Source organism: Serratia sp. Je.1.23.a (assembly GCF_051129805.1).
In the GTDB taxonomy this organism is placed as follows: Bacteria; Pseudomonadota; Gammaproteobacteria; order Enterobacterales; family Enterobacteriaceae; genus Serratia; species Serratia liquefaciens.
In genome coordinates, this window is the sequence record NZ_JBCPSR010000001.1 from 1,175,207 (window position 1) to 1,190,643 (window position 15,437).

At 54.3% G+C, this 15,437-nt stretch carries 12 protein-coding genes; 10 read left to right on the forward strand and 2 right to left on the reverse strand.

Annotated elements, in window-relative coordinates; translation table 11 throughout:
- Positions 1 to 6 precede the first annotated feature (6 nt).
- Entirely contained in the window at positions 7 to 432 is a 426-nt protein-coding gene (locus AAZT04_RS05705; protein ID WP_046373839.1) for a universal stress protein, read from the forward strand.
- Between the two features lie 49 nt (positions 433 to 481).
- On the opposite strand, the gene ygjK is transcribed toward AAZT04_RS05705, so the two are convergent.
- On the reverse strand, positions 482 to 2,860 hold the full coding sequence (gene ygjK, locus AAZT04_RS05710; protein ID WP_434679232.1) for an alpha-glucosidase: 2,379 nt from the start codon (positions 2,858 to 2,860) through the stop codon (positions 482 to 484).
- A gap of 18 nt (positions 2,861 to 2,878) precedes the next feature.
- Positions 2,879 to 3,901 (reverse strand): protein YgjJ, encoded by a 1,023-nt coding sequence (ygjJ, locus tag AAZT04_RS05715; protein WP_371078524.1) that lies wholly within the window; start codon positions 3,899 to 3,901, stop codon positions 2,879 to 2,881.
- 427 nt (positions 3,902 to 4,328) lie between these two features.
- On the opposite strand from ygjJ, the gene ebgR reads away from it, so the two are divergent.
- From ebgR to AAZT04_RS05760, 9 genes are all read left to right on the forward strand, one after another.
- Complete coding sequence (gene ebgR, locus AAZT04_RS05720) at positions 4,329 to 5,309, forward strand: transcriptional regulator EbgR (protein ID WP_116690719.1); 981 nt, start codon at positions 4,329 to 4,331, stop codon at positions 5,307 to 5,309.
- Between the two features lie 187 nt (positions 5,310 to 5,496).
- Positions 5,497 to 8,592, forward strand: a complete 3,096-nt coding sequence (gene ebgA / locus AAZT04_RS05725) for a beta-galactosidase subunit alpha (RefSeq protein WP_434679234.1) — start codon at positions 5,497 to 5,499, stop codon at positions 8,590 to 8,592.
- Positions 8,589 to 9,041, forward strand: a complete 453-nt coding sequence (locus tag AAZT04_RS05730) for a beta-galactosidase subunit beta (protein WP_434679236.1) — start codon at positions 8,589 to 8,591, stop codon at positions 9,039 to 9,041. Before ebgA ends, AAZT04_RS05730 begins: the two co-directional genes overlap by 4 nt.
- A gap of 252 nt (positions 9,042 to 9,293) precedes the next feature.
- Entirely contained in the window at positions 9,294 to 10,784 is a 1,491-nt protein-coding gene (locus AAZT04_RS05735) for an amino acid permease (protein ID WP_176983930.1), read from the forward strand.
- 414 nt (positions 10,785 to 11,198) lie between these two features.
- On the forward strand, positions 11,199 to 12,317 hold the full coding sequence (locus tag AAZT04_RS05740) for a PfkB family carbohydrate kinase (protein ID WP_142815406.1): 1,119 nt from the start codon (positions 11,199 to 11,201) through the stop codon (positions 12,315 to 12,317).
- Positions 12,314 to 13,252, forward strand: coding sequence for a pseudouridine-5'-phosphate glycosidase (locus AAZT04_RS05745; RefSeq protein WP_020826414.1), 939 nt, complete (start codon positions 12,314 to 12,316; stop codon positions 13,250 to 13,252). Before AAZT04_RS05740 ends, AAZT04_RS05745 begins: the two co-directional genes overlap by 4 nt.
- Positions 13,253 to 13,424: 172 nt before the next feature.
- The gene (locus AAZT04_RS05750; protein WP_128864276.1) at positions 13,425 to 14,696 is read left to right on the forward strand and encodes a NupC/NupG family nucleoside CNT transporter; all 1,272 of its coding nucleotides are present in this window, start codon (positions 13,425 to 13,427) and stop codon (positions 14,694 to 14,696) included.
- 81 nt (positions 14,697 to 14,777) lie between these two features.
- Entirely contained in the window at positions 14,778 to 15,092 is a 315-nt protein-coding gene (locus tag AAZT04_RS05755; RefSeq protein WP_046373836.1) for an ArsR/SmtB family transcription factor, read from the forward strand.
- Complete coding sequence (locus AAZT04_RS05760) at positions 15,089 to 15,427, forward strand: SRPBCC family protein (RefSeq protein ID WP_434679240.1); 339 nt, start codon at positions 15,089 to 15,091, stop codon at positions 15,425 to 15,427. Before AAZT04_RS05755 ends, AAZT04_RS05760 begins: the two co-directional genes overlap by 4 nt.
- The last annotated feature ends 10 nt before the right edge of the window (positions 15,428 to 15,437 follow it).

The window sequence follows — 15,437 nt, forward strand, 5'->3', positions numbered from 1 at the left end:
GGCGCTATGTGCTATCAACATATTATGATTGCCACCGACCTGAGTGATGACGGAAAACGGCTGGTGGAAAAAAGCGCGAGATTGGCCGCGGCGCTGCAGGCCAGGCTCTCTCTGATCTACGTGGATATCCACTACGATACCTACCATGCGGCGATTGGTTTTTCTGAGCGAAGCTACGACGGCGTACCTTTTGAAGAGAAGATCAAGAAAGAGCTGGAGCCGCTGACCCAGAATGTGAATTACCCGATCAATGAGGTGATCATCGGACACGGCGATTTTATCGAAGAGTTGAAGAATGCCGTGGTGGATAAAAGTGTCGATCTGGTGGTTTTTGGCCATCACCATGACCTGTGGAACAAGCTGTTTTCCTCAACCCAGCATGCCATCAACCAATTGAATGTCGACGTACTGGTCATCCCAATCAAACAGTAGCCAGTTGATTAACCCTGCCAGTATTCACTCTGGCAGGGTGACGGACAGATTACCGGGTGAAAAAGTCGTTATACAACATGTAGAGGTGCGCCGCGCTCCAGGAGAAATTCGGCGCGCCCTGTTGCATGCCGGTCAGCGGGTTGTAGTTCTCGCGGATGGGACCGTCGGTCATCAGCCCGTCGGCATGGTTGAAGAAAGCCTGGGCCATGGCGACAGCGTCGGCGCGATAGCCGTAGCTCTCCATGCCTTTCAGCCCGAAATACAACTGATCTACCCAGACCCGCCCCCGCCAGTAAATATCGGCACCGAACGCCGGATTGGTCAGCGCTGCCGTACCGAGAGGGACGTAGGTGTTGAATTCGCGCGGATCCTTCATCACTTTAACCACTGCGTCGGCATGTTGTTGGCTGGCGGCGCCATTAAATAGTGGAGACCAACCTTCAGGCCCTTTACCTCGCTCTACGATGGGGTAACCGGCGCAGCCATTGGGTAGCGGTTTATCCTCGATGCGGATGTCGTAGAAGAAACCGCTGGTGCTATCGAACATGCAGTTATTAATGTAATCCGCCAGTTTATCGGCCTTGCTGCGGAAGGTAGCGGCCTCGGCATTGTGACCCAGAATATCGGCCATCTCGGCCAGGTATCTGTTGTCGCTGTACATGTAGCTGGCCTGATCGACAGATTCCTGCAGCAGCGAATAGCCGAGCAGAGTACCGTCCGCCGCACGATTTTCAGCAAACTTCACCTGCCAGTCCTGTCGTTTACCGCCCTGTGCCAGGTAACGGGCCAACTGATCCGGGTCGATAAAGCCAAAGGCGGCGGCGTCGTCACGGCCCGACTCCCAGGACGCAGCGACCTGAGCCGGGATTTCAATGCTGTCGAAACGCCCGGAACGTACCACCCGATTATAGTTGTTCAACCCGGCAAGCTTTTGCTGATGCTGCCCGCGTTTAACGGTAAACAGCATCTGACCGTCCGGCGTGTTGTGTGCCTTGTCGCGCGTGGCGCCATACTCTGGCACCCCGTTGCCGTTATGGTCCCGGTTGCGCAACCACCAGTCGTGATAGGCGACCAGCTTCGGATACATCTCGGCCAGCCACTGTTTATCGCCGGTGGTGTTGTACACCTCCATCACCGCCCAGGCCGCCAGGCTGGGTTTGGTATTGCGTTCATTCCAGTTGCTGCCATCGCCGCCGCGTTCCGGGCTGGGGTTATAGGCGATCAAATCGGGAATAAAGCCGGCATCCCACGGGCGCAGCGGGTCGTCTGGCTGGATCTGGAAAGCGAACACCGCACGGATATTATCCTTGGCGACGTTAGGATTAAAATGCGCCATTGCGTACGCCTGCTTCCAGGTATCCCAGGGCCAGGTCTGGTTGCCGGAGAACCAACGCCCGGTGACAGAAGGCGTCACCGAATCAAATTTCATCGCCCCGGCGGCCCCGCGCCAGTTGGCGTTTAAGGTTTCTATCGCTTTAACCGCCACGCGTTCCTGCGCCTGGGTGGCATGCGGATTTGACAGTCCCTGGTCGAGATAATTTTCCCAACGCTGCGCCGATGCGCTCATGTAGCGCTGGGGATCGGCGAGGATCGAAGCAATCTTGCTTTGTTCCTGCTGGACTTCTGCGGCGGTGAGCAGGTGAGAGTAGGTGGTATAGAAGGTGGTGGAGCCGGAAATCGTGGCTTTGGCGATAAACCTATGGCCATTGACCGTCGTTTGCTGCGGCAGCGATTTATGAATTTGGTATTCGGACTCGCCGGAGGTCATCAGTTGTGAAGCCGCGCGCACCCTGCCGAAGGTAACCCGCAGGCCGTCCCTGGTCGGCAACAGCTGCCGCGTATAGTCGGGGAATGCCTGCTCGATGGTTGGCGGGGACTGTGGTTTTTGTTCTTTGGCATAGTATTTTTCCAACAGTTCGCCATCCCACACCAGTTCCAGCGGCGTATCGCTAGTGATTTGGGTTTCGAGCAGTGAAGTGCGGGCAGTAGCGAATCGCAGCGTCAGTTTAACCGTGATCCCTGGGGCGGTAAGCCGCTGGATCAGCGCGCCGGGGATGCTGTAGGCGGTCATGCTGAAGTGGATTTTCTCCCCGTTTTTATACAGGCTGAGCCGGTCGAAGTTATTGGCCATAAAGTTAATGTATTCTTCGGTGAGCAACGCCGGACCCGGGAAGCCGCCCATGCCTTCCGGGCCGTTTGGCAGCAAATGACCATGCCAGGCGCCAAGATCAAAAAACGGATTAAAGCGTTGGTGTTCATCGAAATCGTAATCGAGCATGTAGTGTGGGGCACCGCTGCGATTAATCACGTTTTTATAGGCTTCCGCCCGCAGGGGGCTTTCGTTACCCGGGTGAGAGATGCAGCCTGGTATCGTCAGGGCCGCGGAGATAGCCAGGGCCAGAGACGGCAGTTTATTAATCATCTTCATTATGTTTGCCTTTATGCGTTACCAATAAAAATACTGCATCAGAAACACCGAGTTGCTGGCGTCGGTGCTGTCGTTGGTCATATAAAATTTGCTGTCCAACGCGGTGGCCAGCCTGCCGCCGGCATATTCGTACCAGATACCGACCTGCGCGTAAGAGGTCGCGGTGTCCGGCGCATTGTCCAGCCGGTGGCGGGCGTAGCTGTAGGCCGTCGAGAAATACAGTCCCTTGGCGGCCTCAACCATGGCGCTCAGCATCAGGCCCGACTCCGAGCCAGGGTGATTGCCGTCCCCCTTGCCGGTGTGCTGCCAGACCCGGCCGGCCAAATTTTTCCCTTTCAGCCCCAGCAAATAGAGTTGTCCCATGCCGTCGGTGATTTCCAGACCGTTTAATAACGTCAGGCCTTCCTGCAGATCGTATTGCGTATAGCCGTTGACCATAGCCCGGTAGCGGTACTTATCCGAATAGCGGTCATATTTGCCAAAGTGCAACAGTGCCTTGCTCTCGTCGATGCGGCTTTCTGGCGCGGCAGTTAGGCTGTAGCGGAATTTACCGGTCAGGTTCTGCAGCTTGGCTGCATAGGTGAGATCGCGGGTATTGGGGATCACATAACCGTATTCCGGGGTAAAGTCTGCCCACCATTGCAGATCGTCCAGCGAAGAATCATTACGCAGGCTAAGCATCATTTCGGTGCCGTCATCGGTGCGGTATCCAGCGTAAAAGCGGTTGATGCCGCCCTCAAACCCGCCCCAACTGTGGTCCGGCGTCCAGGCATTACCCTGATGGTCGGCCTGTACCGTCCAGCCTTCGCCGTAGAGCAGGCCGAACCAGTGGCCGTGCTTGATCTCCAGTCCGCCTTCGATATAGGTGCCATCGCTGTATTTGTGTTGGTGCTCCCCGTTTAAATAGACGCTGCCGCCGATACCCAACTCGCCGTAAAAGCGCAGGGCGGTCGGGCCGGTATTTGTCAGTTCGGGGGGCGGCAGAACGTTATGTTCCGCCGGCACCACGGATTCCTGAGCTAACAGCGGCAGCGGCAACATCAGCAGTAACGTGGGCAATATTTTATTATTGGATTTAATTTTCATCTGGACACGCATTGGGTTTGGGTCAATGGCGAGCCTGCGGGGGGACCCGCCAACTCGAACCGTTAACGCCATGTGGGCCGGCCCCATTCCCTGGGAGGAGATAAAAATACCGTCGCATAGCGGCGGTAAACGGAGAATATATTAGTAAATGTTTTAGTAAAAAATACCGCAAAATCAGTAAATCGTTAACTTGATCACAAAGAGTGAAATGGGTATCTTCGCTACGGGCGTTGCGAACCGCAGAGTTACGCATAGCACCAGCTACCGCCGCGCTGGAGGTAAAAGGACGTTTCTGGCGGTTTAAAGGGGGGAGAGTATCGAGGCGTATACCTCGTTGAGCTGTCCCGGTAAGCTAGCGTTTTTGTCTATTCGTTGAGACTCTATGGCCACACTGAAAGAAATCGCAGAAGCTGCAAACGTGTCTGTTGCTACCGTTTCGCGGGTGCTGAATGACGACCCCACGCTGAGCGTGAAGGCGCAAACCCGGCAAAAAATCCTGGAAGCGGCGGAGCGTCTCGAATACAAAGTCCAGCCCTCAAAACGTCACAGCGGGCATCGGCTGACTTTCGCCGCGCTTTTCACCTATAAACAAGCCATAGAGATTAACGACCCCTACTATTTGGCGATGCGCTATGGCATTGAAACTCAATGCGAAAAGTTGGATGTTTCGCTGGTGGCCTGCTACGACTTCAACGGTGAAAAACCCTTGCCTGTGGCTGACGCGCTGCTGGTCATCGGCCGGCCGCAGCCTGCGCTTTACGAACAGCTAAGCCAGCAGCGAGTGCCGGTGGTGTTCGTGGACGGTGTCATCGACGATCCGCAGTTCGACTGTGTCAATGTCGATCTGACCAAGATCAGCCAGAAGGTGATCGACTATTTCATCGAATGCGGTTACTCGCGCATTGGGTTTATCGGCGGACGTGACGATCCGGCGCTGGCCGATCAGCGTGAGCAAGCCTTTGTGGAATACGGCCGCTTGAAAAACGTGGTGCGGCCGCAGGATATTTACACCGGCGACTTCAGCAGCCAGGCGGGCTACCAGTGTGCCAGGCAAATGCTGGAGAAGAAGGGCGGTTATCCGCCAGCTCTGTTGGTCGCGACCGACTCTATCGCCATCGGGGTACTGCGTGCCTTGCACGAGCATTCGGTTCAGGTTCCTGGCCAGATTGCGCTGATCAGCGTGAACGATATCCCCACGGCACGTTTTATTTTCCCTGCGTTATCAACCGTTCGCATACCCTCCGAAACCATGGGCGCTCAGGCCGTCAATCTGTTGACTGAGCGTATTCGTGACGAACGGACCATTCCATTATCGATCTTTGTTCCCAGTTCGCTTCAGTTGCGCGATACCACCGTTGCCTGAAAAGGTCCCCTGTGCCCTATGCCGATTGCGGCAGCACAGGGAGGCCGAACGGCCAAAAATTAACGTCATGATTAAAAAAGACATTTCATATTTATTGTGATCCCGTCGTCATTAGGTAAATATGATCTGTAGTTTTTACTAAATATTTACTATCGTTCTCCCATTGAAAGTTGTCGGGAGACGTGACGTGAATAATTGGGAAAACATAGAAAAACAGTCAGAGAATCGCTTACCGCCGCGAGCGAGCTTCTTCAGCTATCGTAATGCCACGCAGGCATTAAGCTTCGATCGCAACGCCAGTGCGGCATTTCAACTGCTGAGCGGTCGTTGGCAGTTTCGTTACTTCGAACACCCTAATCGGGTGCCGGCGGCGTTTTATAGCCAACTGATGGCGGACTGGGGCGACATCACCGTGCCGGGCATGTGGCAGATGGAAGGTCACGGCCAATTGCAGTATACCGATGAGGGCTATCCCTTCCCGATCGACGTGCCTTACGTGCCGACCAACAATCCGACCGGTGCCTATCAACGCCAGTTTACGCTGGACGGCGACTGGGAAAACCAGCAGGTCATCATCAAGTTTGACGGCGTGGAAACCTACTTTGAGGTGTATCTCAACGGCCGCTACGTCGGTTTCAGCAAAGGCAGCCGTTTGTCCGCCGAGTTTGATCTTAGCGACTATGTGAAAGCGGGCGAAAACCTGCTGTCTGTTCGCGTCATGCAGTGGGCTGACTCGACGTATATTGAAGATCAGGACATGTGGTGGATGGCCGGCATCTTCCGCGACGTTTACCTGATCGGTCAACAACGCACCCATATTCATGATCTCACGCTGGTCACGCGTTTCGATGAACAGTATTGCGACGCAGTGCTGGCGCTGGATGTCGAGCTTGGCAACCTGAACCCGTCCGTGGCAAGCGGTTATCGCCTGCAGGCTCAGCTTTTTGACGGTGAAGCCTGCGTCGCCGAACGCTGGGAAAATGAGCTCAGTATCGGGGCCACTGCCCGCTGCCGATTTGAGATCCCGGTCAGCCAGCCGCAGCAATGGAATGCAGAAAACCCTTATCTGTATCAATTGCTGCTTAGCCTGTATGACCACGCCGGTAATCTGGTGTCGGTGGTGCCGCAGCGTGTCGGGTTCCGTGAGATCGGCGTGCGTGAGGGGCTATTTTATGTCAACGGACGCTATTTAAAGCTGCATGGCGTGAACCGCCACGATCACGATCATCGCAAAGGGCGCGCGGTGGACATGGCGCGGGTTGAGCGCGACATCGTGTTGATGAAGCAACACAACATCAACTCGGTGCGAACCGCCCACTACCCGAACGATCCGCGCTTTTACGAATTGTGTGATATCTACGGCCTGTTTGTGATGGCGGAAACCGACCTGGAAAGCCACGGATTCGCTAACGTTGGCGATATTAGCCGCATCACCAACGATCCTCGCTGGGAAAATGCCTACGTCGAGCGCATTGAGCGCCATGTGATGGCGCAGAAAAACCATCCCTCAATCATTATCTGGTCCCTGGGCAATGAGTCCGGTTATGGCTGTAACATCCGCGCCATGGCTAAACGCTGCAAGGCGCTGGATCCCACTCGCCTGGTGCATTACGAAGAAGACCGCGATGCGGAAGTGGTCGATGTGATCAGCACCATGTATTCGCGCGTGGCGATGATGAATGCCTTTGGCGAGTATCCCCATGCCAAGCCGCGAATTTTGTGTGAATACGCTCATGCCATGGGCAATGGGCCGGGAGGCCTGTTCGAATATCAGTCGGTGTTTAACCGCCATGCCAGCCTTCAGGGGCATTACATCTGGGAGTGGTGCGATCACGGTTTGCTCAGCCATGACGCGCAGGGACGCGAACGCTATCAGTACGGTGGTGATTACGGCGATTACCCGAATAACTATAACTTCTGCATGGATGGCCTGATCTACCCGGATCAGCGCCCCGGTCCTGGCCTGCGTGAATATAAGCAGGTGCTGTGTCCGGTAGAGGTCAACGGCGCAGGCGAGAGGACGCCGGTGCTGCGAGTTAAAAACCGCTATTGGTTCAGTTCGCTGGCCGATATTACGCTGGTCGTCAGCGTGAAGGCCGGGGGGCGTCAACTGGCCAGCTATGACATCAAACTGCCGCACCTGCAGCCGGGCGAGTCTGAAGAACTGCATTTTCCTGAGTTGGCGCTGGGCACGCAAGAAACCTTTATTGACGTTGCCGTGTATAAGGACAGCGCCACCCGTTACAGCGAAAGTGGTGATTTGCTTGGGCAGTATCAGCATCTGTTGCAACCCGCTGCGCCGCTACTCATTGCGCCGCCGGGAGATAAACGCGCTTCGCCGCTGCAATGCCATGAAGAAAACCACCGGTTGGTGGTAAGCGGCGACAATTTCAGTTTGGCTTTCTCACGTCTGAGCGGTGAACTGCTCTCTTGGCAGGTGGCGGGGGACGAAGTGGTGGGGCGTGCGCCACACCTTTCCTTCTTCAAACCGGTGATCGACAACCATAAGCAAGAGTACGAAGGGATTTGGCATCCGCACCACCTGCAGATTATGCAGCATCACTTCCGCAGTCTGCTCTGGGAGCGTCAGGGCGACGACCTGGTGATTGAGGTTTGCACCCTGATTGCACCGCCGGTGTTCGATTTCGGCATGCGCTGCCGTTACCGCTGGCAGATATCGCCGCAGGGGCATGTCAGCCTGGATCTGTCGGGTGCGCCTTATGGCGACTTCCAACAGGTCATTCCGAAGATTGGGCTGGATTTCGGCCTCAGCCGCCGCTTTGAACAGGTGGAATACTATGGCCGTGGGCCGGGTGAAAACTATCAGGACAGCTGCCAGGCCAACCTGATCGGCCATTATCAGCAGCGGGTGGGCGAGCTGTTTGAACACTATCCGTTCCCGCAGGATAACGGCAACCGCCAAGAAGTCCGTTGGCTGAGCCTGCAGGATGGCGAAGGCAAAGGGATATTTATTCAGCCGCGACGGCCGATCAACTTCAGCCTGTGGCCTTATAGCGCCGACATGCTGCATCAGGCTCAGCACATTAACGAGCTGCAAGAAAGTGATTACCTGACGTTAAACCTTGACGATCAAATTCTGGGCCTTGGTTCCAACTCCTGGGGATCGGAGGTGCTGGATTCTTATCGGGTTTATCTGTCGCCGTTCAGCTACGGCTTTACGCTGGTGCCTTTCAATCGGCAGGAAACCCAGGCAGAGAAGCTGGCCGAGTTTAATTACGCGCCGGTCAATAATAACGCTCAGTCAGAAAAGGCGAACTCATGATTATTATCGAATCACTAGCGGAGTTTCAGCGCATTTACCGCTCAGGGAAAAAATGGCTACGCTGCATGGAGGCCATCAATAATATTAATAATATCGAGCCGAATGTCTTTCATTCTGTCGGCGACTCGCTGGTCTACCGACTGGCGTCCGGCCCTGGGGAGCAGCATGGTGGATTGGAGGGGAATCGCCGCTATTTTGATCTGCACTATTACCTGGCCGGCCAGGAGAACATTGAGGTTGCTGATAAAAGCGAACTGACTTCGGTAGTGGCCTATCAGGATGAAACCGACCGCGAAATTTTCAACGGGCAGGGGGAAATACACCGCGTAGGCGAGGGCAACGTGGTTATTTTTGAGAACCATCAGGCGCACCGATTCAAAGAGAGTCACCAGGTAAAAAAAGTCATTTTAAAAGTGACCGTCGAAGACAGCTATTTTATGAATAAATAGCGGCAATCTCTTATTCCAATATATACCCAAAATAATTCGAGTTGCTTGTAGGCGGCAACTGAGCGAAGCCCCAGGAGCTTAATCAAGATCGATCCTGGGGTGAGTGGCAAATCTGCCGGGAGCAGATTTGAACGTTGCTTGCAGCGGCCCCGTAAGGGGTGAGGCCCACGGATGGGCCGAATAGTGCAGCCAACACCCAAGTAGCTTGAAGTATGACGGGTATAAGTACCCTACAAATTTCGGAGAGTGTCTATGGCTGTGTCGAATAGAAATACTATCGGCAAGTTTGGCCTGCTGGCGATGACGTTCGCGGCAGTGTTCAGCTTCAATAATGTGATAAATAATAATATCCAGCTTGGCATCGCATCCGCCCCAGTATTTTTGGTGGCGACCATTATCTATTTTATTCCTTTCTGCCTGATCATTGCTGAGTTCGTCTCGTTGAATAAAAACTCCGAGGCGGGCGTATACGCTTGGGTAAAAAGCGCGTTAGGCGGACGCTGGGCATTTATGACCGCCTATACCTACTGGTTCGTGAATTTATTCTTCTTCACCGCGCTGCTGCCGAGGGTCATCGCTTACGCCTCCTACGCGTTTTTGGGGTATGACTACGTCTTTACGCCATTAACTACCGCGATCATCAGTATTTTCCTGTTCGCATTTTCGACCTATATCTCAAACAGCGGTGCCAAACTGCTGGGCCCGATGACCTCTGTGACCTCATCGTTGATGCTGTTGCTGACGTTTTCCTACATCATTCTGGCCGGTGCGGCGGTAATTGGCGGTATAGAGCCGGCTAACCCGATTACCGTAGAAGCCATGACCCCAAGCTTTAGCTGGGCCTTCCTCGGCATTACCGCCTGGATTTTTCAGGCCGCGGGCGGGGCAGAGTCGGTTGCGGTGTACGTCAACGACGTCAAGGGCGGCAGCCGCTCTTTTGTTAAGGTGATTGTCATTTCCGGGCTGGTGATTGGCGTGCTGTATTCGGTAGCGTCCTTGCTGCTTAACGTGTTCGTTAGCCGTGCCGATTTGCACTTTACCGGTGGCACGGTGCAGGTATTCGAAGGCCTGTCGGCGCACTTTGGCCTGCCTGCGGTGCTGATGAACCGTTTCGTGGGGTTGGTTTCCTTTACCGCGATGTTTGGCTCATTGCTGATGTGGACCGCCGCACCGGTCAAAATCTTCTTCACCGAGATCCCCAAGGGCATCTTTGGCGAGAAGACCATTCGGTTGAATAAGCATGGCGTGCCAACCCGCGCCGCCTGGCTGCAGTTCTTTATCGTGATCCCGCTGATGCTGATCCCGACGTTGGGTTCGGACAGCGTGCAGGAGTTAATGAATACGCTGATAAACATGACCGCTGCCGCTTCGATGTTGCCGCCGTTGTTCATCATGCTGGCCTATCTGAACCTGCGTTTGAAGTACGACCGCGTGGAGCGTGATTTTAAAATGGGCTCCCGGCTGCAGGGGATTGCGATTGTCAGCACGCTGATTGTCATTTTTACCGTAGGCTTTATCGCGTCAACCTTCCCGACCGGCGCCAGTATCATGACCATTGTGTTTTATAACGTAGGGGGGCTGGTGGTGTTCCTCGGCTACGCCTGGTGGAAATACAACCGCTATTCGAAGAGCCTGGACGCCCAAGCCCGCTATGATGAGGACACGCCATTAGCGAGGATTGCGCTGGAGTCGCAGGAGGGTAAAAAAGCCCCAAGTGGCGATCTGGGCTGTACCACTTTGTAAGCGCATTAGTGATTTATCCACGTCCCCTCGGCATTCGCTGAGGGGCACCAAGTTTCCAGAACGTGACCTCATTTCAATACAAATGTGAAAGGTATCTCTTTTCGGGGACAACACGGCTTGCCCAAGCTCCATCAGAAAAGGGTAAGGTTCGGTAAACCCAACAAATGTTAGGTTGCGTCACGGAAAACTCTATCCGTTTGTTTTGTTGAGATTATTATAAGAATAAAATGCTGTGTCTCGGCTAATGATTATTTTTGACTCTTTTTGAAAGATAAAACCGACTTTATTATTTGATGGGTATCACAGAATTAACGCTGAAACCCGGTTCATTCATCTTACGATCCTCTTCCCAAATCTTCGCTAAAGCCTTCAATCCCACTTTACTGTTTTTCATGCCCGATATAAAACAAACGTATGTTTAAAAACAAACAAGTGTCCAATATGACCAGCAGAGAAAAACAGATATTGCATCTTCTGAGACGTGATCCTTTGATCCCACAGCAGGAAATTGCCGATGTTTTAGGTATTAGCCGCTCTGGTGTCGCCGGACACATTATGAATTTAATGAATAAAGGATATATAAAGGGTAAGGGTTATATATTGTCGGAGCACAGCTATGTGGTAACCGTAGGTTCCACCAATATGGATGTCTGCGGTTATGCTTCCTCTAAATTAGTGTATGAAGATTCCAACCCGGGAAAAATAAAATGCACGCCAGGTGGGGTGGGCAGAAATATTGCGCAGAATGTCGCCTTGTTAGGCCGGGAATGTCACCTTATTTCCGTCGTCGGTGACGACTTCTATGGCGAAACCTTATTCGAACAGGCAAAGCTGGCGGGGGTACATGTCGACAGCTTCCATAAATTGCACGGTGAAAATACTTCGACCTATGTCTCCTTACTCGATAACAACGGCGAAATGCTGGTGGCGATTAACGACATGCGCATTCTCGAGAAACTCACGCCGGCATTATTGGCCACGTCTAAAGAGTTGATCCTGCATGCGGGCGTGCTGGTGGTTGACTGCAACCTGACCGAGGACGCACTGGCCTGGCTATTCGGGCACTCCGGCAGCGTACCGGTGTTTGTTGACACCGTATCGGCATTTAAAGCGCCCAAAATCCGCCGTTGGCTCTCGCATATCCATACTCTCAAGCCCAATCGCCTCGAAGCCGAGATCCTCAGCGGTATGGCGATCCACGGGCCGCAGGATGCGCCAGCGGTGGCCCGGTGGTTCCATCAACAAGGGGTACAACGCCTGGCGCTCAGCATGGGGCCAGCCGGGGTTTATTACAGCGAAATTGATGGGCAAAACGGCTGGTCGCAGCCACTGGTTGTCGACATCGTCAATGTGACTGGGGCCGGCGACGCCATGATGGCGGGCCTGGCCCATTGCTGGCTGGAAGATATGACGCTGGCGGACAGCATTCGTTTTGCGCAGGGTTGCTCGGCATTGACGCTGGCATCCGAATTTACCAATAACCCGAACCTGTCGAATGGCAGCGTACAAAAACTGTTGGAGCTACAAGTATGAAAAATAAAATGATTTCCCATGACTATCTGGACATTTCGCCGGAGGTGGCCGAGGCTTTGGCCCACAAACGCCCGGTTGTGGCTCTGGAGTCCACCATCATTTCTCACGGCATGCCGTACCCGCAGAACGCGCAGACGGCGCTGGAAGTGGAACAAAAAATCCGCGATCACGGCGCGGTGCCCGCGACCATCGCCATCATCAACGGCCGCATGAAGGCGGGATTGAGCCGTGAGGAAATAGAACTGCTGGGCAAGGAGGGACATAAGGTGGCGAAAGTGAGCCGTCGCGATCTGCCGTTCATCGTCGCCGCCGGTAAACACGGGGCGACCACCGTGGCCTCAACCATGATTATTGCCGAGATGGCGGGCATTCACGTCTTTGCCACCGGTGGCATCGGCGGCGTGCACCGCGGCGCAGAACACACGTTTGATATCTCGGCGGATCTGCAGGAGCTGGCACGCACCAATGTCGCGGTGATCTGCGCCGGTGCCAAGTCTATTTTGGATTTGGGGCTGACCACCGAATACCTCGAAACCCACGGCGTACCGCTGATCGGCTACCAGACCCAAACGCTGCCGGCATTCTTTTGCCGTACCAGCCCCTTCAGGGTCAGCATTCAGTTGGATGCCCCGGCGGAGATCGCACGCGCCATGGCCACCAAGTGGCAGACCGGGCTGGAGGGCGGCATGGTGATTGCCAACCCGATCCCGGCGCAGTATGCGGTGCCGGAGGAAAAAATTAATGCCGCCATTGAGCGTGCCGTGCGGGAATCGGTTGAACAAGGCGTTCAGGGCAAGGACAGCACGCCATTTTTGCTGGCCAGAGTGGCTGAATTGACCGGGGGCGACAGCCTGACCGCCAATATTCAATTGGTGTTCAACAACGCCAAGCTGGCCGCGCAAATTGCCTGTTGTTATCAGGAGGCCGCCGCCTAAGACGACGCGTTATTCCTTAAGTTTTACCCTATAAACAACATTAAATAAAAACGCCAGCCTGAAAGGTGGAGGGGAGTGCTTTGCCCTTTTCACCTTTCAGGACAGGTACATTTACATACCCAATGACATTTCCGCTACGGCTGAAATACGACGGGTATTAAGGGACGGATTTATGGACTTACTACGCAGCCTGTCAGGTATCTGTATTCTTCTCCTTATTGCTTTTATTTTTTCCAACAACCGTAAACGAATCAGCCTGAGAACCGTTTTCAGCGCATTAATACTGCAAGTGCTGTTGGGCGCAATTATGTTATATGTGCCCGCCGGTAAGTGGGTGGTTAATGCTATTGCCGGTGGAGTCAATAAAGTCATTTCGTACAGCGATGCCGGTAGCTCATTTATTTTTGGCGGACTGGTCGGCCCGAAAATGAATGTCTTGTTTGACGGCGCAGGTTTTGTTTTCGCTTTTCATGTTCTGCCGGCCATTATTTTTATTACCGCACTGATTTCGATTCTCTATTACCTCGGCGTGATGGGGTGGGTGATTAATCTGTTGGGCTACGTATTCCAAAAGATGCTGAGCATCAGCAAGGTGGAGGCTTTTGCCGCGGTGACCACCATTTTTTTAGGGCAAAACGAGCTGCCTGCGGTGCTTAAGCCTTTTATTAACAAGATGAGCCGCAATGAGCTGTTTACCGTCATTTGCAGCGGAATGGCGTCGATCGCCGGCTCAATGTTGGTGGGGTATGCCGGCCTTGGCGTACCGATTGAATATCTGCTGGCGGCATCGTTGATGGCGATCCCCGGCGGCATTCTGTTCGCACGTATGCTGAGCCCGGCAACCGAGGCGTCGCAGGTCGAGTTCAGCCAGATGGCGTTCAGTGAAAAACGCCCGGCGAGCATTATCGAAGCCGCGGCCAGTGGAGCGATGCTCGGGCTGAAAATAGCCGTGGGCGTCGCTACCGTGGTAATGGCCTTTGTGGCGTTAATTGCGCTGATTAATGGCCTGATTGGCGGCGTCGGCAGCCTGTTTGGCTGGCAACAGCTTAGCCTGGAAAGGTTGTTCGGATATGTGTTCTCGCCTTTGGCTTATATCATGGGGGTTAGCTGGGATAACGCTGGGGTAGTAGGTGGGCTGATTGGCCAGAAGCTGGCGATAAACGAATTTGTCGCATACGTGAATTTTTCAGCCTATCTCAAAGACAGCGTCGCGGTGCTCGATCCTAAAACCATCGCCGTCATCTCTTTCGCACTGTGTGGGTTCGCCAACTTCGGCTCGATAGCCGTGGTGGTGGGGGCGTTCAGCGCGGTAGCACCGGAACGCGCTTCGGATATTGCCAGCCTGGGCTTGCGCGCGCTGCTGGCCGCTACCTTGTCTAATCTGATGAGCGCCACCATCGCCGGGCTGTTTATCGGTCTCGGTGCTTTGAGCGTGGCATTATGATCACGCCCTTTCTTTGGCGTGAGCGTGATTATTTTCCGCGCTAAACTTGCGCATTAGATAAGTGACTACTAATGTGTAGTCATGAATGAAAATGACCTCTTCAAAGCGCTGGCGGATCCCACCCGGCGCAGCATCTTCGAAAAACTGGCCGCTGGCGGCATGAATGCCAGCGCACTGCGTGAAGGCATGACGATCAGCCAATCTGCGATGTCTCAACACCTGGCCGTGTTGCGGCAGGCGGGGCTGGTATGCGAGGCGCGCCAGGGCCGTTTCGTCAATTATCAGGTTGACCCGCAAGGGTTGGCGGTCATCGCGCAATGGCTGGACAAATACCGTGCCTTCTGGCCGGCACGCATCGACAGGCTGAACGTTTTGCTAAAGGACATGGATCAATGACCCCAACCGACGCCACGCAGCCGCCGCTGGTGCTGGAGTATCAACTCGATGCGCCGCCAGAGAAAGTCTGGCGGGCTATCGGGATCCCGGCATTGCGCGAACAATGGTTACCGAATGCCGAACTGGCCGATACCGAACCGGTAGCGATAACGCCGGGCGAAGCAATCAGCTACCGGATGCGTGATGGCCGACCGCCGTACCTCGAAAGTACCGTGACCTTGCAGATTTTGCCCATCGCCGACGGCAGAAGCCTGTTACGCGTCATTCACCAACTCGACGACGCCAGGTTGACGGCAGTGAACGACGGTGGATTGCAGCTGATGCGCGCTGCCTGACGCTCAACTC

Coding starts and splice junctions, on each gene's coding strand:
- AAZT04_RS05705 (WP_046373839.1), top strand. CDS start 7: ATGTGCTATCAACATATTATGATTGCCACCGACCTGAGTGATGACGGA.
- ygjK (WP_434679232.1), bottom strand. CDS start 2,860: ATGAAGATGATTAATAAACTGCCGTCTCTGGCCCTGGCTATCTCCGCG.
- ygjJ (WP_371078524.1), bottom strand. CDS start 3,901: ATGTTGCCGCTGCCGCTGTTAGCTCAGGAATCCGTGGTGCCGGCGGAA.
- ebgR (WP_116690719.1), top strand. CDS start 4,329: ATGGCCACACTGAAAGAAATCGCAGAAGCTGCAAACGTGTCTGTTGCT.
- AAZT04_RS05730 (WP_434679236.1), top strand. CDS start 8,589: ATGATTATTATCGAATCACTAGCGGAGTTTCAGCGCATTTACCGCTCA.
- AAZT04_RS05735 (WP_176983930.1), top strand. CDS start 9,294: ATGGCTGTGTCGAATAGAAATACTATCGGCAAGTTTGGCCTGCTGGCG.
- AAZT04_RS05740 (WP_142815406.1), top strand. CDS start 11,199: ATGTTTAAAAACAAACAAGTGTCCAATATGACCAGCAGAGAAAAACAG.
- AAZT04_RS05745 (WP_020826414.1), top strand. CDS start 12,314: ATGAAAAATAAAATGATTTCCCATGACTATCTGGACATTTCGCCGGAG.
- AAZT04_RS05750 (WP_128864276.1), top strand. CDS start 13,425: ATGGACTTACTACGCAGCCTGTCAGGTATCTGTATTCTTCTCCTTATT.
- AAZT04_RS05755 (WP_046373836.1), top strand. CDS start 14,778: ATGAATGAAAATGACCTCTTCAAAGCGCTGGCGGATCCCACCCGGCGC.
- AAZT04_RS05760 (WP_434679240.1), top strand. CDS start 15,089: ATGACCCCAACCGACGCCACGCAGCCGCCGCTGGTGCTGGAGTATCAA.